Origin of the sequence: Streptomyces sp. CB02923 (assembly GCF_001905005.1) — a bacterium.
In the GTDB taxonomy this organism is placed as follows: domain Bacteria; phylum Actinomycetota; class Actinomycetes; order Streptomycetales; family Streptomycetaceae; genus Streptomyces.
In genome coordinates this window covers 746,816-768,805 of sequence record NZ_LWKZ01000026.1, presented here as the reverse complement: position 1 = coordinate 768,805, position 21,990 = coordinate 746,816, and the positions used below count along the sequence as shown (strand labels likewise).

General features: G+C 72.3%; 17 protein-coding genes. 5 read left to right on the top strand and 12 right to left on the bottom strand.

Translation table 11 applies throughout. From position 1 onward, the window contains the following. Positions 1-25: 25 nt before the first annotated feature. Complete coding sequence (locus A6A06_RS34845) at positions 26-757, bottom strand: L,D-transpeptidase family protein (protein WP_073767258.1); 732 nt, start codon at positions 755-757, stop codon at positions 26-28. 522 nt (positions 758-1,279) lie between these two features. On the opposite strand from A6A06_RS34845, the gene A6A06_RS34840 reads away from it, so the two are divergent. Then, the gene (locus A6A06_RS34840) at positions 1,280-2,671 is read left to right on the top strand and encodes an NADP-dependent succinic semialdehyde dehydrogenase (RefSeq protein WP_073767096.1); all 1,392 of its coding nucleotides are present in this window, start codon (positions 1,280-1,282) and stop codon (positions 2,669-2,671) included. Between the two features lie 36 nt (positions 2,672-2,707). Here A6A06_RS34840 and A6A06_RS34835 read toward each other — a convergent pair whose 3' ends face one another. After that, positions 2,708-4,870 carry a SpoIIE family protein phosphatase gene (locus tag A6A06_RS34835; protein ID WP_073767094.1) on the bottom strand — a complete coding sequence of 721 codons (2,163 nt, stop codon included), beginning with the start codon at positions 4,868-4,870 and terminating at the stop codon, positions 2,708-2,710. A gap of 281 nt (positions 4,871-5,151) precedes the next feature. After that, positions 5,152-5,610 carry a hypothetical protein gene (locus A6A06_RS34830; RefSeq protein ID WP_242441103.1) on the bottom strand — a complete coding sequence of 153 codons (459 nt, stop codon included), beginning with the start codon at positions 5,608-5,610 and terminating at the stop codon, positions 5,152-5,154. A 304-nt stretch (positions 5,611-5,914) separates the two neighbouring features. On the opposite strand from A6A06_RS34830, the gene A6A06_RS34825 reads away from it, so the two are divergent. Further along, positions 5,915-6,322, top strand: coding sequence for a hypothetical protein (locus A6A06_RS34825; protein ID WP_073767092.1), 408 nt, complete (start codon positions 5,915-5,917; stop codon positions 6,320-6,322). A 42-nt stretch (positions 6,323-6,364) separates the two neighbouring features. Here A6A06_RS34825 and A6A06_RS34820 read toward each other — a convergent pair whose 3' ends face one another. The 8 genes from A6A06_RS34820 to A6A06_RS34785 all read right to left on the bottom strand — a co-directional run bounded on the left by A6A06_RS34820 (position 6,365) and on the right by A6A06_RS34785 (position 16,122). After that, a complete protein-coding gene (locus A6A06_RS34820; RefSeq protein WP_073767090.1) occupies positions 6,365-7,096 on the bottom strand; it encodes an SDR family NAD(P)-dependent oxidoreductase in 732 nt (243 codons plus the stop codon). 10 nt (positions 7,097-7,106) lie between these two features. After that, positions 7,107-8,999 (bottom strand): hypothetical protein, encoded by a 1,893-nt coding sequence (locus tag A6A06_RS34815; protein ID WP_073767088.1) that lies wholly within the window; start codon positions 8,997-8,999, stop codon positions 7,107-7,109. Between the two features lie 219 nt (positions 9,000-9,218). Then, on the bottom strand, positions 9,219-10,835 hold the full coding sequence (locus A6A06_RS34810) for a VWA domain-containing protein (RefSeq protein ID WP_073767086.1): 1,617 nt from the start codon (positions 10,833-10,835) through the stop codon (positions 9,219-9,221). Between the two features lie 19 nt (positions 10,836-10,854). Continuing rightward, on the bottom strand, positions 10,855-12,045 hold the full coding sequence (locus tag A6A06_RS34805; RefSeq protein ID WP_073767084.1) for an AAA family ATPase: 1,191 nt from the start codon (positions 12,043-12,045) through the stop codon (positions 10,855-10,857). Between the two features lie 291 nt (positions 12,046-12,336). Further along, entirely contained in the window at positions 12,337-13,323 is a 987-nt protein-coding gene (locus A6A06_RS34800; protein WP_199931360.1) for an AraC family transcriptional regulator, read from the bottom strand. A 229-nt stretch (positions 13,324-13,552) separates the two neighbouring features. Beyond that, positions 13,553-14,776 (bottom strand): beta-ketoacyl-[acyl-carrier-protein] synthase family protein, encoded by a 1,224-nt coding sequence (locus tag A6A06_RS34795; protein WP_073767082.1) that lies wholly within the window; start codon positions 14,774-14,776, stop codon positions 13,553-13,555. After that, positions 14,773-15,039: an acyl carrier protein gene (locus A6A06_RS34790; protein WP_073767080.1), complete on the bottom strand. Its 267-nt coding sequence runs from the start codon at positions 15,037-15,039 to the stop codon at positions 14,773-14,775. The genes A6A06_RS34795 and A6A06_RS34790 overlap by 4 nt, the downstream gene beginning before the upstream one ends. Positions 15,040-15,078: 39 nt before the next feature. Beyond that, positions 15,079-16,122 (bottom strand): 3-oxoacyl-ACP synthase III family protein, encoded by a 1,044-nt coding sequence (locus A6A06_RS34785; RefSeq protein WP_073767078.1) that lies wholly within the window; start codon positions 16,120-16,122, stop codon positions 15,079-15,081. Between the two features lie 368 nt (positions 16,123-16,490). Between A6A06_RS34785 and A6A06_RS34780 the strand changes: the two genes are divergently transcribed. Further along, positions 16,491-18,641: an MMPL family transporter gene (locus tag A6A06_RS34780; protein ID WP_073767076.1), complete on the top strand. Its 2,151-nt coding sequence runs from the start codon at positions 16,491-16,493 to the stop codon at positions 18,639-18,641. Further along, a complete protein-coding gene (locus A6A06_RS34775) occupies positions 18,641-19,546 on the top strand; it encodes an AurF N-oxygenase family protein (RefSeq protein WP_073767074.1) in 906 nt (301 codons plus the stop codon). Before A6A06_RS34780 ends, A6A06_RS34775 begins: the two co-directional genes overlap by 1 nt. A gap of 3 nt (positions 19,547-19,549) precedes the next feature. Here the strand turns inward: A6A06_RS34775 and A6A06_RS34770 are convergent, their stop codons facing one another. Then, the gene (locus tag A6A06_RS34770) at positions 19,550-20,443 is read right to left on the bottom strand and encodes an SDR family NAD(P)-dependent oxidoreductase (protein ID WP_073767072.1); all 894 of its coding nucleotides are present in this window, start codon (positions 20,441-20,443) and stop codon (positions 19,550-19,552) included. 359 nt (positions 20,444-20,802) lie between these two features. On the opposite strand from A6A06_RS34770, the gene A6A06_RS34765 reads away from it, so the two are divergent. Continuing rightward, entirely contained in the window at positions 20,803-21,627 is an 825-nt protein-coding gene (locus A6A06_RS34765) for a DUF4232 domain-containing protein (RefSeq protein WP_073767070.1), read from the top strand. Positions 21,628-21,990: the final 363 nt, after the last annotated feature.

Below are 21,990 nucleotides of genomic sequence, written 5' to 3'. Positions count from 1 at the left end.
TCCGAGAAACAGCGCCTAGGACCGGTCAGTAGCGGGTGACCGCCGTACGGCCGGAATCCGTGCCGATCGCCATGTGCGGACGCGCGGCGGGCTTCACCCAGGACACGATGCGGGCCATCGCGCGGGCCGGTACGGACACACAGCCCGCCGTCGCCCCGCGGCCGTTGACGTGCAGGAAGATGCCCGCGCCGCGCCCGCGTACCGGCCGGTGGTAGTTGAAGCCGATGACGAGGGCCCGGCTGTACTGCACCGGGTAGTCGGCCAGGCGCTCGGCCTCCTTCGCCGCGCAGTCGCCCGGCAGCGGGTCCACCCAGCGGTTGTAGGCGGACGAGGCGTTGTCCTGGCACCACCAGGAGCTGTCCCGCACCGGCCGGTACGGAATCCTCGTACCGGCCGGTTTCCCGGCGGTCCCGAAGGCGAACGGCAGGTCGTACAGGCCCGTCGGGGTCGTCGAGGTGCCCTGCTCGCGGGAGCTGCCCTCGGCCAGCCCGTTCGCCCCGAAGCGCGCGGGCGCCGTACCGACCCGGTGCCAGCGGCTCCCGTGCCGCTGCCACCAGCTCACCGTGCCGGTCGTGGAGCCGAGGTCCGCGGCGCGGGCCGTGATGAGCTGACCGCCGCCGCCGGTGTCCGCCATCCGGGTGGGCAGCGGACGGCCGGCCGCCGGGGCGGGGGCCGAGAACGCGGCGGGGGAGTGGGGCACGGTCAGGGCGAGCGCGGCGGCGCAGGCCATGGTCGTCACGGTCCTCACGGAGGTCATGCCCGCAATGTAGGGGGCCAGGGACCGCGCGTCGCCGAACGAACCGGACAAGCCACCCGCAGGAACGAGGCATGCGTCCGGCACCGCGTGTGTCCGGCACCGCAATCCACCGGGCGCCGATGCGATAGACCGGCGAAACCCGGGTACCGGGGCCGGAGAACCACATGCCGTACGACCCAGGAGGTCTGCTGTGGAGCGGCAACCGACACCGCACCGTACGCGCGAGCCGGGGCAGGCGAGCGAGCCCGTGCCGCCGACGCCCACGCCGACGCCGGGGCCCGGAGGACCCGAGCCGGGACCGGGGCCCGGCCCCGCGCCGGGGCCGACACCGGGACCTCCGGTGCCCGGACCGCCCGACCCCACACCGCCGCCGCCCGCGCCGCAGCCGCCGACACCCAACCCCGACCCCGTACCGCGCCCGCCGGGCCCCGACCCCGTACCGGAGCCGTCACCGGCCCCCGGGCCGCTCACCTAGCCCCCGGCCCCCGCCGCCACCCACCACCCCACGGGAGGTGCATTCCCATGGCCATCGCCACGGTCAACCCGGCCACCGGCGAGACGCTCAAGACCTTCGACGCGCTCGACGCGGACGGGATCGAGGACCGGCTCGCCCGCGCCGAGCAGACGTTCCGCAGCTACCGGACCACCACCTTCGCCGAACGCGGCGAACTGCTGCGCAACGCCGCCGGCCTGCTGGAGGCGAGCCAGGACGGCATCGCCCGCACGATGACGACCGAGATGGGCAAGCCACTGGCGGCGGCCCGTGCCGAGGCCGCCAAATGCGCGAAGACGATGCGCTGGTACGCGGACCACGCCGAGGAACTCCTCGCCGACGAACTGCCCGACCCCGGCGACGCCAAGGACGCCGGGGCGTCCCGCGCCTACGTCCGCTACCGGCCGCTCGGCACCGTCCTGGCCGTCATGCCGTGGAACTTCCCCCTCTGGCAGGTCGTCCGCTTCGCCGCGCCCGCGCTGATGGCCGGCAACACCTGTCTGCTCAAGCACGCCTCCAACGTGCCGCAGACCGCGCTGTACGTGCAGGACCTGCTGCACCGGGCGGGCTTCCCCGAAGGCTGCTTCCAGACCCTGCTGGTCGGCTCCGGCGCGATCGAGGGCATCCTCCGTGACCGCCGGGTCGCCGCCGCGACACTCACCGGCAGCGAACCGGCCGGCCGCTCCGTCGCCTCCATCGCCGCCGGCGAGATCAAGAAGACGGTGCTGGAACTGGGCGGCAGCGACCCGTACATCGTGCTGCCGTCCGCCGACCTCGACGCGGCCGTACGCACGGCTGTGACCGCCCGCGTCCAGAACAACGGCCAGTCCTGCATCGCCGCCAAGCGCTTCATCGTGCACACCGACGTCTACGACGAGTTCGCGGTGCGCTTCACCGAGCGGATGGCCGGACTGACCGTCGGCGACCCGATGGAGGAGACGACCGACGTCGGCCCGCTGTCGAGCGAACAGGGCCGCTCCGACCTGGAAGAACTGGTCGACGACGCGGTCCACCGGGGCGCGGCGGCCCTCTGCGGCGGCAAACGCCCCGAGAAGCCGGCCACCGGCTGGTTCTACGAGCCGACCGTACTGGCCGGCATCACCCCCGCGATGCGCATCCACCAGGAGGAGGCATTCGGCCCGGTCGCCACGCTCTACCGGGTCAACGACCTCGACGAGGCCGTCGCCACCGCCAACGACACCCCGTTCGGCCTGAGCTCCAACGCGTGGACCCGCGACGAGGACGAACAGCGGCGCCTCATCCGCGACATCGAGGCCGGCGGCATCTTCTTCAACGGCATGACCGCCTCCCACCCCGCCCTCCCCTTCGGCGGCATCAAACGCTCCGGCTACGGCCGCGAACTGGCCGGCCACGGCATCCGGGAATTCTGCAACGCGACAACGGTCTGGCACGGAGCGTAGGGCCCCCGGGGCCCGGGTCTCGCCGTCAGAAACGCCTTAGCCCTCGCCCGGGAGGGCGAATTCGCACCACAGTGCCTTGCCGCTGCCTCTCGGCTCCGCTCCCCAGGAGTCGGACAGGGCTTCGACCATCATCAGGCCCCGGCCGGAGGTGGCGGTTTCGCCGGGGGTGCGGCGGCGCGGCCAGCGGCTGGAACGGTCCTCGACCTCCAGCCGGACGCGGCGCCGGCTGCCGCCCGCCGCGGGCGGCAGGAGTTCCACCGTCACGAGCGCCCCGCTGTCCGTGTGGGTCAGCGCGTTGGTGACGAGTTCGGTGGCGGCCACCTCGATGTCGTACGCGACCGGGCCCGCCCGCCACTGGTCCATCGTCCGCCGCAGCATGGCCCGCACCTCCGAGGCGCCGGACGGGTCCGCCTGGTGGACGTGGAGCCGGAAGCGCGGGGTGATGGCGGTGGTCCCGGCGGTCGGGGCGCGGTGCAGCAGCACGAGGGCCATGTCGTCGTCGGAGCCGGACCGCGCCCACAGCTGGTCCGAGAGCAGGTCGGCGAGCGCCTCCAGCTCGGCCGGGCCGTCCCGGACCGCGGCGGCCAGCGCGTCGATGCCCGCGGTGATGTCCTGGCCCGGCTGTTCGACCAGGCCGTCGGTGCACAGCAGGAGGGCGGAGTCCGGCTCCAGGAAGAGCTGCGTCTCCGGGAAGTGGTCCTGGCCGAAGGCGGTGGCCAGCCCGAGCGGCAGCCCGCCGCGTACCGGGTGCCAGTCCGTGTGTCCGGCCGCGTCCCAGATCAGCGGGCCCAGGTGGCCGGCCCGCGCCACGTGCAGCGCGCCGGACTCCAGGTCCGCCTGGACGTACGTACACGTCGCGAACCGTTCGGTCTCCAGCTCGGCGAGGAAGCGGGACGCGCGGACCAGCACCGTCTCCGGGGAATGGCCCTCGGTGGCATAGGCACGCAGGGCGATGCGCAGCTGCCCCATCACCGCCGCGGCGTGCGTGTCGTGGCCCTGGACGTCGCCCACGACCAGCCCGGTGCGCCCCTGGGGCAGCGGGATGACGTCGTACCAGTCACCGCCGATGTCCCGCCCGGTGCTGGCCGCGTGGTAGCGGACGGTGACCTCGCCGCCCGCGATGTCGGGCACGCGGCGCGGCAGCATCGTGGCCTGTAGCCCGGTCGCGAACTCGCGTTCCTGGTCGAAGAGCATGGCCCGCTGGAGGGACTGGGCCACGACACCGGCCAGCGCCAGTGCCAGGTTCCGGTCCTCCGCCGAGTGCTGCTTGGGCTCGGCGTTGAACAGGCCGAGCGCCGCGATGGCGCGGTCCTGCGCGACCAGCGGCAGGAAGACGGCACTGCCCGACGGGACGCGGTCCAGGTACGGGCGCAGCCGTGGATAGCGGGCCATCAGTTCGCCGCGTGAGGACAGGAACGCGGCCCGGCGCGACAGCGCGGCGTCCGACAGCGGCAGGGTGTCGTCGAGCCGGGACGCCATCATCTCCTCGGGAGCGGCCCCCGGCAGGCCCGTGATGGCGATGACCTCGAAACGGTCGTTGTCGACCAGCCCCAGGATCAGCGCGTCGGCGCCGAACCGCCGGGCACCGCCCGTACCGGTCAGGACGCGGGTCACGTCCGCGACCGACAGGGCCCGGGAGAGCGCCGCCGTGGTCTGCTGCACCATCGCGGTCTGCCGCTGGCGGTTCTCCTGGAGAGATCGCAGCAGCACGGAGTCCGCCATCTCCGTACCGGCTTCCCGGACGACACCGGCGATCCGGTAGGGACGGCCGTCGTCGTCCCGCAGGATGCGGCCCTGGGTCTGGGTCCACCGGGGTGTGCCGTCGCGGCAGTGGATGCGGAAGTACGCGCCGTACGAGGGTGCCCCGTCCTGGACGGCCTGGGAGACGGCCGCGTCCAGCCGGTAGCCCTCTTCGGGGGGCACGCGGGCGGCGAGCGTCGCGGGCCGCCCGTCGAACTCGTCCGGCCGCAGGTCGAAGACGTCCAGCGCGCACGGGTCCAGTTCCAGCGTCGCGCGGTCCAGGTCCCAGTCGAAGGTGCCCGTCCGGTTGAGGGCGAGCCGTTCGCGCAGGCTGAGGGGGGCGAGCGGTGGTGCGGGGCGGGTGCCGTCCGCGTCCGGCCCCGGAGCATCGGCGGCCCGGGGCGGTACGCCGCGGTGCGGGTCGTAGCGGCCGGGCGGAGGGGTGTCCCGTCCGGTCATGACCTGTCACGCTCCCGACCCGCGGACGGAGCGGGCGCACGGCCGCCGGCCGGGTGAGGTGACGGGGTACGGGCGGGGCGGGGGCCGGGTGCCGAAGGCGCGCCGGCCCCGGCTGCCCGCCAGGCAACCGGGACCGGCGGCGCCGGGGCCACCACGCCCGCCGCTTCCCTGCGCGGCCCGCCGAAGGGGGACCATCGCAACCGGGAAGCGGCCATGCGCCCACATTAGGACGGAGGTCCGGGTTGCGCACTTTCAGTGCGGTATAGGTGGTACGCCGCAGGTCAAGGCGTGACGTCCTGCGCGTGCGCCAAGGCAGCACCGGCACCGTCGCGACCGGCCAGGTCCGCCAGCGCCGCCTCCGTCCGGATGCTCTCGTAGGTGCCCAGGGCGGGACACGTGCCACGGGTGCCCGGCATCGGGAACAGCCACGCCCAGCGCTGCATCATGGGAGCCAGCGTGATCGCTACGCACAGGCCCACGACCAGCGAATACGCCGCCAGATTGCGCATGTACGCAGAACGGAGGCCGGGCGTCCACACCGGCAGCCGGTAAAAGAAGAGGATCACCGCGAGCAGCGTCACGCCGATGTATGTGGCGAACCACTGCCATGAGCCCTGCGCGAGCGCGGCCGTCAGCACGGCGGCGAGCGCGATGCCGATGACCCCCGGCTGCCCGGGAGCGGCATGGCCCGCACCGGCGGCCACCGGGCTCCGGCCTCCTCGACGGCTGGCTTCGTCCACGGCCTCTCCTGTTCCTGACCGATTCCCCTGCCCGATTCCGCTGCCTGATGTGCGGACACCAGCATCCAGACACCTCGCACCGTCGGGCCGCCACCATGCCGGGCCGGTCCGAAAGCCTGGCCCGGATGGCGGCTTCGGGCTCACGGCCCGGTCCGTGAGGCGGGGATCGCGGTTGCGGCTCGATAAAGGCATAGGTGAGCCCATCGTTGGGAAACCTGCTGGTGACGTCGGTGAATTCGCAGGGAGGCGACTCGGCTGTCGGCAACGGGCCGAGCATCGCCGGACAAAAGAAAAAGGAACCAGCATGGCCAAGAAAAAGTTCGGCTCCAAGGCCACGCCACTCAGGGAACGGGCCGACGAAACCACCGGCACCGACCGGCAGACCGAGCCGCCCGGAGCGGGCCTCGTACCGACCGCCGCTCCCCGGATGCCCGCAGCCGTCGCCCGCGAGAAACTCCTCAGGGCCATCGCCCGTGAGGCCACCGCCATCAGCAAGGCCAAACACAAGGGCCGGTCCGACAAGGCACTGAAAACCCTGGCCCACGCTTACGCTCTCGTCGCCACCGAAGAGACGCACACCGGCCCCGACGCACCCGCCCGCACCGGCAGCGGCAGCGGCGGTGGGGACGGCAAGGGACTCCTTCCGTCGATGCGCACGGCATTCCTGGTCAAGGGGAAAAGCACCAGGAAAGGCAAGCACGACGGTGATTGACGGCCGTCGGCAGACATAAGGCCACCGGGCGGGCGCCTTCGCTCAGGTCAGCGGCTGGGTGTCACTGAAGAGCCTGCCGGTGGGTCCGTCCTCGCCCAGCGTCGCTGCCCATACGACACCGCGCGCGCTTTCACTGGCGGGACGTGCGTCGTGTTCGTCGCCGCGCTCGGGGTGGGTGGCGGTCTCGCCCGGGTCGACGGCGTTGACGAGGATGGGCGTGTCCTTCAGAGCGTGGGCCAGCACGGTGGTCAGGGTGTCGAGCATGTGCTTGGCGAAGGAGTGGGCAGGGGCGCGCAGGCTGGCGCCGAGGTCGAGTCCGGTGGCGATCTGCTGGGCGGAGATGCTGGAGACGTTGACGATGCGGGCGGCGGGGGCGGCTTCGAGCAGCGGCAACAGTGTCTGGACCAGACGCCAGGGGCCGAGCACGTCCACCTCCAGCGCGGACCGCACGGCGTCGAGGTCGGCGTCCAGCGCGGACAGGACGGTGAAGTCGACGGCATCGCTGGCGTTGTTGACCAGGACGTCCAGGTGGCCGACGGTCCGGGCGAGGTGGTCGGCGGCCTCCTGCATGCCGGCGGCGTCGGTGAGGTCGAGACGCAGGGCCGTCGCCCGGTGGTCTTCCTGCCGCAGCTGTACGGCCAGGGCTTCGGCGCGGGAGACGTCGCGTGCGGTGAGGAACACGTGGTAGTCGAGTTCGGCGAGCCGGCGGGCGACCGCGAAGCCGAGGCCGATCGGGCGGCTGGTGCCGGTGATGAGTGCGGCCTTCGTCGTCATGCCGGATTCCTTACGTTACGGGAGCCGGCCCTGGCCGGTCGCGGACGATTTCGACGGTCGCGGTCCCGCCCGGTGGTACCCGGACGTTCACGCAGGTGTGGACCCTTCCGTGCAGGATCTTCCGATGGGATGCGGATGGCCTGCCGTCGGTCCTGACGGTGCGGTGGTCGCCCGGGAACCGGGCCTGCCACGCGTACGTCTTCGAGGTGCCGTTGGTGAGCTCGGACCTATGGGTGCCATCGTGCCGCAGGTCGAAGTGGGCGTCGCCGACGGGGATCCGGTCGATGCGTACCCAGTCGATGCCGCCGGGCAGGTGCGAGCGGGTGGTCACCCTGGTGCGGGGGGCGTCCGGGCAAAATCCCATCAGTCCCTCGACGGCCTGGGAGACGAGGGTGAACGCGACTTCCGGGTAGTCGCCGTTGAGCCCCTGCGCGGCGACGGGATGGCGGTCGTAGCGGTGGTCGTAGACGTAGCGCATCCACTTCCACGCCTGCCGGTCGCGGTCGTTGGCGAAAAAGGTGTCGGGCAGGTACGTGATGGCCTCGATGTTCACCGGTTTCCCCGCGCCCTCGGCCATGTCGTCGATGTAGTCGAGGTACGCGTCGTTGCGCGGGCCGGGCAGCAGGAGGCGTTTCATGGGCATGAACCAGCTGTTCTCCCTGCCCCATCCGGAGAGCGCGGCGCCGGAGAGGGAATAGGCGCGTGTCATCGCGGCGCCCTGGTTCGCGACCCAGCTGTGATGGAAGTACCTGCGCAGTTCCGCCGCCTGACCCGCATACCGGGCCGCCTGCTCCCCCTCGCCCCGGGCCGACGCGAGGGCCGCGGCGGCCAGAAAGGCCCGGTACTGGGAGGCGAACGCATCGCCGGCCTCGACCAGTTGCTCGCCGCTGCTCTCGTTGTAGCTGGCCGCTCCCGCGAAAATGCCCTGCCCCGTGCCCTCGGCGACGCCGTTGGGTTTGATCTGGTCGTGCTCCTCGACGAATTCCGTGGTCGCATGACGGCAGAAATCCCACATGGTGTCGCCGACGTAGAAGGCGTCGCCGCTCCACCGGTAGGCCCGTTCCGTCTTCTCCACCAGTTCGAAGGGCGCGGGTACCTCGCGTACGAAGAAGTCGGCGCTGCCGTAGTCGATTCTCAGGTACGTCCGGGCGTCGAAGTTGTACGACCACACGGGGTAGTACGCGTGTGCGGCGACCGCCGAAACGGCGAAAGAGCCCAGCATGGTCTTGTTCTCTTCGGTCAGCCCCAGGATCTGGGCTCCGACGACCTGATGGGCGGTATCGCGCGCGTAGTAGCCGCTCCGGTGTGCGTAACCGGCCCAGTACGACGGGGCGTAGGCCGCGGTGCCGGACCCGCCGGGATTCCTCTCGTCCACGTCGAGGGGCCCGACGGTACCGGCCAGATGGACCCAGCTGTTGGCCTTGCGCTTGGCCCACTCGAACATCTCCACCAGGACCGGCTCCGAGGAGGAGATCCGCGGGTCGGCCGGGGCCGCGGGGGACAGCATGACGTCGTCGACGTCGACCCAGGCGTCGCCGGAGGAGAACACGATCTCCATCCGGTCCCCTTGTCGCAGGGCGATCCGCGAGACGGTGTGGCGGGAGTAGAAGGAGCGGTTCGCGATGGCGGCCTCGCCGGCCGGCGCGCCGTTGACCCGCACCAGGAACGCGCCGCGGGGCCCGCCCGCGGCGATCCACGCGGAAACGTCGTACGAGCCCTGCCCGGTCGCGGTCACCACCTGCCCCACCTCCCGTCCCCTTCCGGCGTCCAGGCAGGCGTTGCGGCGGCCGGTGGCAACGCCGGTGCCGTCGGTCCAGGTCCACCCCTCCTTTCCCTGCTCGAACCCGGGGTTGGCCACCGTCAGGAACGACGGGCCGGCGTGGGGACCGTTGGGTGACGACACGAGTGAACCGTCCTCTCGTCCGGTGGGTACGGCTCAGCCGAGATCCCGGCGCCGTGTGCGGCGTACCGGGCGGTGAACCGTCGCACCAGAGTCGTGGCAGCACGAGGTGTACACAAGACACCGGGGCCACGGACGCCACCGGCGGCCCCTGGCCTGCACCGTCCGGTGGCAGACCCGTCGCGGTCACCCGACCGTCCGGACCGTGCCCGCAGGGCCGGTTCAGATCACGCGGAAGAGGTCAGCGGCGGCGTGGATGTCGGTGAGGTCCTCGATGGAGCGGAGGTTGTCGCACAGGGCGTCCAGGACCGAACCCGCCTCGGCGGCGGGCGGGGCGTCGATGGCCACACCGAAGACGCGGAAGCCCAGCCGGTGTTTGGCGTCGTTCCAGCCGCGCATCCACTCCTCGGTGACGCCGCATTCGTCGTCGGTGAGCATCACGATGTCGCCGCGCGTGCGGGCGGCGTCGTCGAACTCCTCCTCCAGCAGTTCGCAGGCCGCTGTCAGCGGCGTCTGGTAGCTGGTGCCGCCGCCGAGGAAGGTCTCCGCGAAGTCGAGCACCTGGTCGATGCCGGCGTCCGGGCCCGCCGGGAAGCGGAACACCCGGATCTTGTCGGCGGCGGAGAACAGGATGCCCACGAAGTCACGCCCCGCGTGCCGGGCCTGGTCCAGCAGGGCCAGGGCGCACGCCTTGGCCCACGCCTCCCGGGTGACTCCGCCCGGCCCGTCCATGTACATCGAGTGCGAGGTGTCGACGCACGCGATGATGGCGCCCCGGCCGGTGGCCTGCTCTCCCTGACTGTCGTAGAGCATCAGCTCCCCGGCGGCGTATCGCGCGGCGAACACCGCACGCATCTGGGGCAGACCGAGGTGGGCCAGCTCGGAGGGGATGACGCGGGAGAGGTCGTTGCCGAGCGTGACGCCGATCAGCTCCCCCGTGGTGTTCTCCACCTTGCGGGCGCGTTCACCGTCGGCCATCTGCCGGAAGCGGCCGATCAGTTCGGCCCACCGGGCGAGACGGCTGGTGCGCAGCCGCTCTGCGAGCCGGGCGCGCTGGTCGAACGACATGCGTTCCAGCTCGCCCGGACCGAAGCCCCACGCCCGCATCAGCGCGGCCTCCTCCCGCGCGGCCCGCGCGGACTTCGCCGCCGCGTTTCCTGTGGCGGCACGGGCGCCGGGGGCTGCCGCGGCGAGGGCCTGCGTGGTGCCGTCCTGGACGGAACGCTCGGCGGCCTCCTTAGCGGCCTGCTTGACGGCTTGCTCAGCGGCCTCCTCTGCGGCCTGCTCCGCGGCCTGCTGGAGCGCCTCGGCCACGGCGGCCGCCGCGCTTTCTGCGTCCTGCTCGGCCTTCTCTGCCTGTTCGGCCTGCCCGGCTTTCTCTGCCTGTTCGGCCTGTTCCTGGGTATCCCGGAAGCGCTCAAGGATCCGGCGGAGCACGGTGGCCTGGGCGAGTACGGCCATGGCAGCGGCGTAGGGGTCGCCGGCCGTCTCCCGGCGCAGGGCGGCGGACTCCGGTGAGTCGACCAGCGCGGTGATGATCTGGTGGTTGACCAGCCGGGAGGGGGCCATCTCCGCGCGTTCGCGCAACCGCGGGTTGCCTTTGTAGGCGGCCAGGAACGCGTCGGTCAGAAGGTCGGCGGTGTGGTCGTGGTGCTCGTGCAGCTCCTCGGCCAGTTCGCGCAGTCCGGCCGACTGCTCGTAGGTGTCGCGCCAGGTGAGCCGGTCGACATGGTCCGCGATCACGGCCGTGGTGTGCCGCCGGGGAGCGGCGGCGGACCGGTCCGGCCACGTCCCCGCCCGGCTCGACGGCTCGTCGCCGCTGTTCGGTGTCACGCCCATGGTCCAGGTCCTCCGGCGTTCAGAGCTGGGCCTGCACCGTGCTCGCGTCCATGCCGAGGGCCTCGGTGAGGACGCGAGCGCGGACGGCCCGCTGGCGGCCGGTGACCCGGTCGACGGTGGCGGTGGAGCGGCCGGCGACGGCCGCCTCCTCGCGCAGCTTCTCCAGCCGCTTGCCCGCCGTGGCGAGCTTGTTGTGGGCCTTCTTGATGACCCACTCGCTCAGCGCCTCACGGGACTGCCCGGCCATGGCGTCGAGCTGGGCCTCCAACTCGTCGATGGTGTCGGCCAGGTCGAGCGCCTCCTTGGCGTCCGGGTTCACCAGGTGCAGTACCTCGCGCTCGACGGCCGGGCGCTGGGCGGGGGAGTCCCACAGCACATGGGTCAGCACCGACAGGTCGGTCTCGGCGACCGCCGGACGGCCGTCCAGGTACGCGGACGCCTGGAGCAGGCCCACCGCCTGCCGCCAGCGGCGGTCGGAGGCGACGAGTTCCTTGCGGCGCAGGGCGGCCCGCAGGGTGCACACCGCGTCCACGATTCCGTCGGGGACCTCCACGGCCGGGACGGCTTCGGCCACGGCGTACTGCAACGCGGCCAGCTCGACCGTGGTCCGTATCGGCGCCTCCGGGCGGCTGACGGCGGAGCGGATCAGCGCGGCGAAGTTCGAGGGGTCCTCCAGGTAGCCGACCTCGATCCGTACCAGCAGCCGGTCGTAGATCGCGACTGTGTCCTCCCCGCCGGGAAGCTCGTTGCTCGCGGTGATGGCCCCGATCAGGGGGCAGCGGATCGGTTCGCCGCCGCTCTCGGGGTGGTAGATCCGCTCGTTGAGGTAGCCCAGCGTCTCGTTCAGCGCCGCCGTGGAGCACTTGAAGATCTCGTCGATGAACGCGATGTGCGCGGTCGTGGCGCGGCCGTCGTAGACCTGGCGGTACTCGCCGCGGGCCAGTGCGGCGACGTCGATGGGGCCGAACATCCGCGTCGGCGCGGTGAACTTCGACAGGAGGATCTCCCAGTAGGACGCGCCCTCGACTCTGCCCGTGAGCTCCCGGGCCAGCTCGGACTTGGCGGTTCCGGGCGGGCCGAGCACCAACGAGTGCTGCCCGGCCAGCAGTGTCGCCACCAGCGTCCGCACCACGTCGTCCCGCTCGTAGAAACGGTCCGACAACTCGCCGCTGATCGCCCGCAGCCTCTTGGCGGTGTCCTGCGCGTCCATGGTCGGCTCCTTCTCCTTGCCTGTGACGCCCTGTCGGGCTGACGAGATGCCCCCGGAGTCACGACGCAGTGAGAAGTGACAAGAAGGTGAGAGCGATGGCGTTTGCTGTGAGATCTTCTCAGCAACGGTAGTAACGGCTCTGCCCCGGAACGAGTGCCCGCTGACGGCCTTCCGCTTCCCGCTCGCCTGCACACGCTCACCGGCGGGATGGCGGGATGGCGGGATGGCGGGATGGCGGGATGGCGGGATGGCGGGACGGCGAGACAGCGGGACGGCGGGACCGATGGCCGGTTACGTGGTGCGCAGCGTCTGCTGCGGTGAGCATCCGTAGGTGCCGCGGTAACGGGCGGTGAAGCGTCCGGAGTGTGCGAATCCCCAGCGGTAGGCGATTGCGGCGACCGTGGCTCCCGTGGAGGGATCGGCTTTCACCAGGTCCTCGTGCGCGTGGGCGAGGCGGACTCGGCGCAGGTAGCCGGTGGGCGTGGTGTCCAAGTGCCGGCGGAAGGCGTGCTGGAGCGCACGCGGGCGGACGCCCGCGGCCGCGGCGATGTGCGTCAGGCCGATGTCGGCGTCCGGCTGCGCTTCGATGAAGGCCACTGCGCGACGTACCGCGGCCGGTGGCGCGGCGGGTTCGGGCAGGTCGTGGCCGTAGGTCAGCGTGTTGGGGAAGGCCGCGAGCGTGGCCGCGGCCAGGAGCCGGGCCGCGCTGGCCACGATCAGTGGCTGGGAGGCGGCGTCGGGGCGGGCCAGCAGGTCGTCGGCGATGAAGGCCACCGTGTGCTTCCACTGGGCGGCCAGGGCCGCGTTCGCCGGGCGGATGCTGGTGAAATGCAGGGGGCGTACGGCTGAACCGGGTGCCGGTACGGCGGTCGTGGTCAGCAGCTCGGGTGCGATCGGTACGGCCCGCAGCCGGATGTCGCGGAGGTGCCCGGCGTAGGGTTCACCGGGCCGGCAGGTCAGCAGCAGGTCGCCGGGGCCGAAGCGTCCGCTCTCCGTGCCCACGGTGTGCTCCAGGACGCCACCGGTGCCCTTCACCTCCGTGATCATCAGGGACTTCTGCGGGCCGGCGCAGTAGCCGATGTCGGCCGACAGGTGCACGTCGTCCACGGCGAACGCGCCCGCGGCACACCGCTGATGGCTGACCGCGCCGTCCGGGCCGAGCACGTTGATCCGTAGGCGACTTCCGTAAGCGCCGAGGAAGAAGGACCGGCACGCTTCCGGATCGGTGCTGGAGAACTCGACCGTGCGGGACACGGATGGGCTTGCGGGGCTGACCACGATGATTCCTCTGGCCGGTGCGAAGGGTGCGGGGAGCACGACGGATGAGGAAGCGAGGCGGCGAGGCAGCGCACCCGGCTCGGCGCCGCCTCCGGTGGCACACCGTAGAGGGCCGTTCGTTCACCCCGCAGCCGCTTTGGTGCGCGGGCGCCGCTTCGGGTGAGGGCGTCCGAATCCCGCAGGCGCGGAATGACCGGTATCCGGGACCGAGCCGTGTGCCTGCGGGAGTTCAGACGCGCTGCAGGATCAGTACGGCGTTGTGGCCTCCGAAGCCGCAGGAGTTGCTGGCGACGGCGTCCATGCGGTGCGGGCGCGGGGCTTTGGCGACGACGTCGAGGGCGATGTCGGGGTCGAGGTGCTGGAGGTTGGCCGTGGGCGGGATGGTCTGGCGGTCGAGAGCCAGGACGGCCAGGGCCGCCTCGATGGCGCCTGCCGCGCCGAGGGGGTGGCCGGTGACTCCTTTGGTGGAGGTGACGGGGGGCGGGTGGCCGTTGAAGACGCGGTTGAGGGCGGCTCCTTCGATGCGGTCGTTCAGGGGCGTTCCGGTGCCGTGGGCGTTGACGTGTCCGATGTCGGAGGTGGTTAGGCCGGCGTCGCCGAGGGCGGCCGTGAAGGCGTGTTCGATGCCCACGCCGTCGGGATGGGGGGCCGCGTAGTGGTAGCCGTCGGTGGCGGTGCCGTATCCGCTGAAGTGGGCGCGGGGGCGGACGCCGCGGGCCCGCGCGTCGGCCGCGCGCTCCAGGACCATCAGACCGGCGCCTTCGGCGAGGACGAAGCCGTCGCGGTCCACGTCGAAGGGGCGGCTGGCGCTCCCGGGGTCGTGCAGGCGGGTGGACAGGGCTCCCATCTGGGCGAAGCACGCGGAGGGCAGGGGGTGGCAGGGGGCTTCGGCGCCGCCGGCGAGGGCGATGTCGCAGCGGTTGGCCAGGAGCAGGTCGCGCGCGGTGCCGAGGGCGGTCGCGCCGGAGGCGCAGGCGGTGGTGACGGCCATGCTGGGGCCGTGGGCGCCGAGGTCGATGCAGATCTCCGCAGCCGCGGCGTTGGCGGTGGTGCGGGGGATCAGGAGGGGGGAGAGGCTCTCGTAGGCGCCGTCGATGAGTTTGCGGACCGCGGGGATGACGAGGTCCTTGCTGTCGTAGCCGACGCCGACGACCACGGCGACCCGGGCGCCGTCCCAGGTGGCCGGGTCCAGACCGGCGTCGTCGACGGCCTGCCGGGCGGCGGCCAGGGCCAGGTGGGTGAAGCGGTCCATGCGCCATACCTGCGGTCCGAGCACGGCTTGCGCGTCGAACGGCGGAACCCGGCAGCTGATCGGCACCGGTACGTCGCCCAGGGCCGGGTCGAGAGCGGCGGTGGGGGTCCCGGAGCAGACCGTGCTCCAGGTGGCGTCGGTGCCGACCCCGGCGGGGGTGACCAGGCCGATGCCGGTGACGGCGATGTCGTCGCCCTTCATGCGAGCGTCTCCGACGCCCCGGCGGGCTGGGCCTGGTCGACGGCGGCGGCCGCCTGGGCGAGGGTGATCTGGAGGGACTTGAGCGCGTCGTCACCTGTGGGGACGCGCAGGCCAAGTTCGTCCTGGAGAACGCAGAGCAGTTCGACGACGGCGAGGGAGTCCAGGCCGAGATCCTCCAGGGTGGCTTCGGGCCGGATGGTGTCCTCGGGGATGTTGAAGTGGCTGGTCATCACGGAGGTGACTGCTTCGTAGACAGGCGGCATCGAACATTCCTCGGTCGTCGGGGCGGGAGTGGCGGGTCTTCACAGGCGCAGCGCCAGCAGGCCGGCGCTGCTGCCGGCGGCCAGGCCGATGAGGGCGATCAGGTCGCCGGGGTCGGCCCGGCCGGTTTCGAGGGCGCGGGTGAGCTGGAGGGGGAGGGAGGCGGAGGCGACGTTGCCGTGTTCGGGGAGGGTGATGATCAGTTTGTCGCGGGGGATGCCGATGTCCGGCCCGCACATGTCGTCGAGGTCGGCCAGGGCGACCTGGTGGACGCCGATGAAGCTGAAGTCGTCGAAGACCAGGCCGAGTTCGCGCAGTGCGCGGTGCAGGTGGGTGCGGCCGAGAGTCCGCAGGCTGTCGCGCAAGCGGACGCTGTCCATGCGGAAGCACGCGGTTGCTTCCGGGCCCGCGCGGCGGCGCAGGGAGGCGATGCCGCCGTGCAGGACGGTCGCCGAGGGCCAGGCCGCGGAGTCGGCGGCGAAATGACAGCCGAGGATGCCCCGGGGCGGCAGGCCGCGGGGCGTCTCCTGCGCCGTCCACAAGAGTGCGGCACCGGCGTCGGAGAAACCGTAGGCGGGCAGGGCGCGGGCGAACGCCGCCGCGTCGGGGACCCGCAGCCGGGCGGCGACTGAGGGGGCCTCACCGCAGGTGATCAGCACGGTGCGGTACCGCCCGGACGCGATCAGAGCCTGGGTGATCTCCAGGGCGTTGAGCACGCTGTTGCAGGCGTTCTTCACGTCGAAGACCGGGCAGGTCAGCCCCAGTTTGGCGGCCACGACGTGGGACGTCGCCGGTTCGATCATGTCCTGGCTGGCCGCCGCGAAGATCATCAGGTCGATGTCGGCGGACCGGATCCCGTGGTCGGCCATGAGCTTGCGGGCGGCACCCACCGCAAGATCGGATGCCTGCTGGTCGTCGTCGATCAGATGGACGCCCGTCACCCCGGTCAGCTGGGTGATCAGCCCGGGAGGCGGGGTGAAGCCGTCGCTGGCGGCCGCGATCTGGGCTTCCCGCTCGCTCATGGTGACCCAGTGCTCGGGCAGGTACGTGGTGGCCCCTGCCAGGCAGGCCCGAAGGTCGCTCATGGCCTCACGCTAGGGCGGCGCCCGTGGACGCCACGCCGTCCCACGCCGTTGATGTGTTTAAGTGCCCGCGTTTGGCGCTACGGGGCATTCGCCTGAAGAGGTGGCGATGTGTTGCGCGGCCCGCCCCCTGTCTACACATGGAGGCGACAGAGAGGCGGCAGAGAGGCGGCAGAAGGTGAGGAAGCCCGCCCGGCGAAGGGGTGAGTCACGAGGACAGGGGTGAGTCACGACGACAGAGGTGAGTCACGACGATGCGCAGTCCCCGGAGCCGTGGCCGGTGGGTCGTTCTGGCGTCGGCCGCCGCGCTGGCGGCAGCCTGTGCCTGGTTCGGGGCATCGGTGGACGGGCAGTTGTCGCCAGGAGGGATCGTGCCGGCGGCGACCGAGGCGGCCCGTGCCGACCGAGTGCTACAGGAACGGTTCGCCTCCGGCCCGCCCCACCTCGTACTCGTCACCCGTGTGACCGGCGCCGCCAAGTCGGTCGACGGCCGCGCCGCGGCGGCCCAGGGGGAGCGGCTGGAGCGGCAGCTGAGCGCCGACCGGTCGGTGTCCCAGGTGGTTTCCTACTGGCAGACCCGATCGCCGTCGCTGCGATCGGCGGACCGGCGCAGCGCCCTGGTACTGGTACGCCTGCGAGGACGCGAGCAGGAGGCGACAAGGGCGGCCGGACGGCTGGTACCGCGGACGGCCGGGCGCCACGGCCCGCTGCAGGTCGAGGTCACCGGCGAGGCCGCTTCGCGCGGCGAGGCGCTGCGGCTGACCGAGCAGGACCGGATCCGCGCGGAAGTGCTGGCTCTGCCGCTGACCGCGGTGCTGTTGCTCGTGGTGTTCGGCTCGGCGGTGGCCACCCTCCTGCCCGTTGCCGTCGGCGTGCTGGCCGTACTCGGCGCCCAGGCCGTCCTGCGGCTGCTCACCTTCTGCACCGAGGTGGCGGTGAGCGCGGCCAACATCTCCTCCGCACTCGGCTTCGCCCTCGCCATCGACTACAGCCTCTTCCTGCTGGCCCGCTGCCGGGAGGAGACCGCGGCCGGCGCCGATCCCGAAACCGCCCTGCGCACGGCACTGCGGACCGCGGGCCGGGCAGTGCTGTTCTCCGCGGGCACGGTCATTCTGTCCCTGGCCTCGCTGCTGGTCTTCCCGCACACCATCCTGCGCTCCATCGCGTACAGCGGTATCGCGGTCACCGCTTTCGCGGCCCTGGCCGCCCTCGTCGTACTCCCCGCCCTCCTGACGGTCCTGGGGCCCCGCGTCCACCGGCCGGGCGTCCTCGCACGCCGACTCCGACGCCGACTCCGCCGCCGTATCCGTTCCGGCCCGCACCCCGGGAGCCGGGCCGACGGGCTGGGGCGCTGGGGGCGCATGGCCCTGGCCGCCCAGCGGCGGCCGGGCCTCGTGGCCGTCACCGTCACCGCGGTGCTGCTGGTCCTCGCGACCCCCTTCACACACGTACGGACCGGCCTCTTCGACGACCGCGTCCAGCCCGCCTCCTCCACCGTCGCCAAAGCCGGTGCGGTGCTGCGCCACGACTACCGGCCCGGCGCCGTGATCACCCCGACCACCGTGGTCCTGCCACATTTCGACCTCCGGCAGCGAGCCGCCGAACTCGACGCCTACGCCCGGCGCATCTCCCTCCAGAAGGGCGCGGAACAGGTGGAAACGGCCACCGGCTCCTACACCCACGGCACCCGCACCCCGGCGGCGCGCGCCGCGGCATCCCCCTTCGCCTCGCCCCGCGGCGTCTGGCTGGCGGTCACCACCCCCGGCGAGCCCTACTCCACCGCCAACCGCGACCTCGCCCGGACCCTGCGCCGGCTGCCCGCGCCCGCCCCCGTACTCGTCGGCGGCCCCGGCGCCGTCCTCGACGACGTCCAGCAGGCGCTCGTCTCCCGCCTGCCGTGGTGCCTGTCCCTGGCCGGGACCACGCTCCTGGCCCTGACCTTCGCCCTGACCCGGCGACCGGTCATGGCCCTCACGGCACTGCTGCTCAACGCACTCAGCCTGGCAGCCAGCTTCGGTGCCCTGGTCTTCGTCTTCCAGGAAGGCCACTTCGCCGGCCTGCTGGGCGGCTTCCCCGTCACCGGCACCACGGACGTGCTCATGCCCGCGCTCATCTTCGGCATCGCCTTCGGCCTGTCCATGGACTACGAGATCCTCCTTCTCGCCCGCGTCTGCGAGGAGTACGAACGGGCCCCCGACGCCGCCACCGCAGTGGTCCGCGGCCTGGACCACACCGCGCGCCTGTTCACCTGGGCCGCGCTCACGCTGGCCGCCGTCATGGCCGCACTGGCCACGTCGGACCTGGTGATGCTGAAGATCATCGGTGTCGGCCTCGCCCTCGCGGTCCTGCTCGACGCCACCGTCGTCCGCGGGCTGCTCGCCCCCGCCGTCCTGGCCCTGGCCGGACGCGCCACGTGGTGGAGCCCATGGCCCCGCCCGACGGCCCCCGCCCCGCAGCCCCTGCCGCAGCGACAGCCCCTCGCGGGGACGGCAGGTGCGCAACAGCCCAGGAGTGATCCCTGATGACCGACCAGGCCCTGCGGTTCTCCCGAAGCCCCCACACCGTCGCCCAGCGCCTGCTGAACGCCTCGGCCGTCCGCTCGTACGACCCCGCGACGGACATCGACTGGGACACCCCCCTGCTGGACGACGCCTGGTTCTGGCCGCCCGAACGGCTCGCGCTCTACGGCACTCCCCTGTGGGAGCGCATGAGCCCGAGGCAGCGCCTCGTACTCTCCCGCCACGAAGCGGCGCACATGGCGCAGATGGGGCACTGGTTCGAGCTGGCCATCATCCGCATGTTCGCCCGCTACCTGATGAACCGTGACGTCCTGGACGCGCGCGCCTTCTACGCGCTGACGGAGATGGGCGACGAAACCCGGCACATCACCATGTTCGGACGGCTGCTGACCACCCTCGGCTGCCCGCCCCACCGCGTCCCGGCCCGCGTCCGGCTCGCCTTCCCGCCGGCCGCTGCCGCTTTCCAGGACATCACCACCTTCACCAGCGCCCTGATCATCGAAGAAGTCCTCGACCGGCTCCAACGCGAAGCCGCCCAGGACGAACGCGTCCAGCCCCTGGTGCGGTCGGTGTGCCGCCTGCACGTGGCCGAAGAGGCACGCCACGTCAGCTTCGCCCGCGCCGAACTCCGCGAAGCCGCCGCACACGCCCACCGGGGCCGCCTGGCCTTCCACCGTGCCCTGACCGCCCTGGTCGCCTCCCACACCGTCCCGCCGCTCCTGCGCCCCGACCGGTACGGCGACATCGGGCTCGCCCCCGGCGAAGCCCGGCACCAGGCACGCCGCAACCCCCACCACCGCGCCACCATGCTCTGGTGCGGAGAGAAGCTGATCGCCTTTCTCACCGAAGCGGACCTGATCAGACGCCCCCAGCACCACCTGTGGCGCCGTTCCGGCCTGATGGCCTGACCGTCACCACGGCGTGCACCAGCGCCGCGCCGCGTACTCGACCAGCGGATGGCCACCCGACGCCCCCATCGCCACCCGCTTGAAGTGGTCCTTGACGCGTACCGGCACCAGCGCGTCGGCGAGCAGCCCCGCCTTCGCCTGCCTGCCGACCACATACCGGTGCAGCGGCCGATGGGCGACGAGCGCCCGGCAGACAGCCGACACGAGCGGCTCCGCGCTCGGCAGCCGTGTACCGGACTCGCGCAGCGCCGCCTCCGCCGCCCGGTACATGCCGCCGAACAGCGTCTGCCGGTTGGCCAGCGCCGCCAGATCGTCGGCGGCCCGGCCCTGGATGGCACTCGCGTACGCGCCTGCTTCGACGACGACGACCCGTACTCCGCCCGGCCCGGCCTCCATCCTCAGCACGTCGTTCAAGGCCCCCAGCGCCGCCTTGCCCGCGCAGTACCAGCCCATGCCCGGAGCCGCGATACGGCCCGCGAGGGAGGAGACGTTGACGATGCGTCCCGCCCCGCGCTCACGCATCCCCGGCAGCACCAGCCGGGCCATGCGCGCCGCTCCCACCACATTGACTTCCAGCAGCTCCCGCACCGCCGCGTCCTCAAGGTCCTCCACCGCCCCCACCAGCGGAATACCGGCGTTGTTCACCAGGGCCCACGGCCCGCCTCCGGTGGCCTCCACGACCTCCGCACACGCTCTGCGGCAGGAACCGGCATTCGCCACGTCCAGCAGCACCGTCCGCAGCCTCACCCCGCGCTCGGCCGCCGTGGCCCGGAGCTTCTCGGCCTTCGGCTCGTCACGCGCCGTGGCGAAAACGTCGAATCCGGCCCCGGCCAGACGCAGCGCCACCCCCAGACCCACACCACTCGTCGCACCCGTGACCAGAACACTTCGACGCACCACACACCTCCGCTGAAGCGACACGAACCCGCTGAAGCGACACACGAACCCGCGTGAACACACGCACACCATGCGCACCCGCCCCCTCCCGGCCTGAAAGCCACCACGGTGTGTCGCACAACCGCCCACCGAGTTCAGCCGTTCACCCCGGGCAGCGTGGTGGCTTGCTCGATCGGGGGGAGGAGGTGTCGGGGCATCGGGCGAACAGCGGGGAGCGGGCAGCGGGGGAGCGGGGAGCGTGCAGGCGCGCGGGCGTTAGCCGGGTGTTAGCGGAGCGGCAGCCCCGCGCTAAGGGGCCCGGACAGGATCGGTGTCGTACCGAGGAGACAACGACACCGAATGTCCTGGGGGGACCATAAATGAACTCCAACGCCACCGCCCGCACCGCGCGCACTGCCCGCACCGCGCGCACTGCCCGTCGCCGTACTCTGCGCGTCGCCGCCGCGGCCCTGACCGCGGCCGCCGGTCTGACCCTGACTGCCTGCTCCGGCTCGGACGCCGCCTCCGGCACCAAGGCCGCGGGCCGGATGGATTCGCCTGTGGCCGCCGAGGACCCCGAAGCCGCGGGCTCGCCCGTGAAGGAGCAGGGCTCCGAGGCCCAGGGGAACTCCGGCGCCAAGGGTGACTCGAAGGGTGACTCGAAGGGTGACTCGAAGGCCGGGGCTAAGGCCGGTACCGAGGCCGACGCCAAGGCGGGGTCTGCGGGCAGGCAGGCGGGCGGCGCGCAGGGCTCCCGGGGCGGCAAGGCGGGTTCGGGTGTCGAGCGTTGCCACACCTCCGGCCTCAAGGCGGTCTTCGCCACCGGTGAGGACGCGGTGCCGGACCCGGACGCGCAGGGGGCGACGACCACCAGCATCGTGCTGACCAACAAGGGCAGCCGCTCGTGCAAGATCGGCGGCTTCGCGGGCGTGGATCTCAAGCCGGACGCGGGCGGCCCCGGCTGGTCGCTGGCCCGCTCCTCGGCCAAGCACGGCTCGATCACCCTCGCGCCCGGGGACAGCACCGATTTCACGATCAGCCTCGCCCTGGCCAAGGAGAACGAGGAGGGCTCCTGGAAGCCCGCCACGGTAGCGGTCACCCCGCCCAACGAGACCACCTCCCTGACCCTGAAGTGGCCCTGGGGCCCCCTCGTCCACCAGGACGGCGCCACCCACCCCGCCACCTTCGTCAACCCCATCGGCTGACCATCCCCGCGCCTGAACGACGGGCCGAAACTGCTGGCGCGCTACGCCGCCGTGAAGGAGGCGCCCCGAAGGCGGCGCACCAGGGCGTACGCCTCCCGCCGAGGCTCGGATACGAGGTCACGCATTGCCTGGCCTTCGCAGTGATCAGACGCCTGCCCGACACGGCACACGATCATGCGGCGGCTACCCCGGCCGCCATGATCCGCAAGGAACTGCCGCAAGTTCGCGACCCGTTCGAGGGGCTGAGACGGCAGGCCGTCCCGAGAGGGTCGCTCAGTCGCCAGGGGTGACGAAGGGCAGTACCGCCGTACAGCCGTACCACCATCCGGCATCCGGCATCCGGCATCCGGCATCGTGATGATC

Coding starts and splice junctions, on each gene's coding strand:
- A6A06_RS34845 (WP_073767258.1), bottom strand. CDS start 757: ATGACCTCCGTGAGGACCGTGACGACCATGGCCTGCGCCGCCGCGCTC.
- A6A06_RS34840 (WP_073767096.1), top strand. CDS start 1,280: ATGGCCATCGCCACGGTCAACCCGGCCACCGGCGAGACGCTCAAGACC.
- A6A06_RS34835 (WP_073767094.1), bottom strand. CDS start 4,870: ATGACCGGACGGGACACCCCTCCGCCCGGCCGCTACGACCCGCACCGC.
- A6A06_RS34825 (WP_073767092.1), top strand. CDS start 5,915: ATGGCCAAGAAAAAGTTCGGCTCCAAGGCCACGCCACTCAGGGAACGG.
- A6A06_RS34820 (WP_073767090.1), bottom strand. CDS start 7,096: ATGACGACGAAGGCCGCACTCATCACCGGCACCAGCCGCCCGATCGGC.
- A6A06_RS34810 (WP_073767086.1), bottom strand. CDS start 10,835: ATGGGCGTGACACCGAACAGCGGCGACGAGCCGTCGAGCCGGGCGGGG.
- A6A06_RS34805 (WP_073767084.1), bottom strand. CDS start 12,045: ATGGACGCGCAGGACACCGCCAAGAGGCTGCGGGCGATCAGCGGCGAG.
- A6A06_RS34795 (WP_073767082.1), bottom strand. CDS start 14,776: ATGAAGGGCGACGACATCGCCGTCACCGGCATCGGCCTGGTCACCCCC.
- A6A06_RS34790 (WP_073767080.1), bottom strand. CDS start 15,039: ATGCCGCCTGTCTACGAAGCAGTCACCTCCGTGATGACCAGCCACTTC.
- A6A06_RS34785 (WP_073767078.1), bottom strand. CDS start 16,122: ATGAGCGACCTTCGGGCCTGCCTGGCAGGGGCCACCACGTACCTGCCC.
- A6A06_RS34775 (WP_073767074.1), top strand. CDS start 18,641: ATGACCGACCAGGCCCTGCGGTTCTCCCGAAGCCCCCACACCGTCGCC.
- A6A06_RS34765 (WP_073767070.1), top strand. CDS start 20,803: ATGAACTCCAACGCCACCGCCCGCACCGCGCGCACTGCCCGCACCGCG.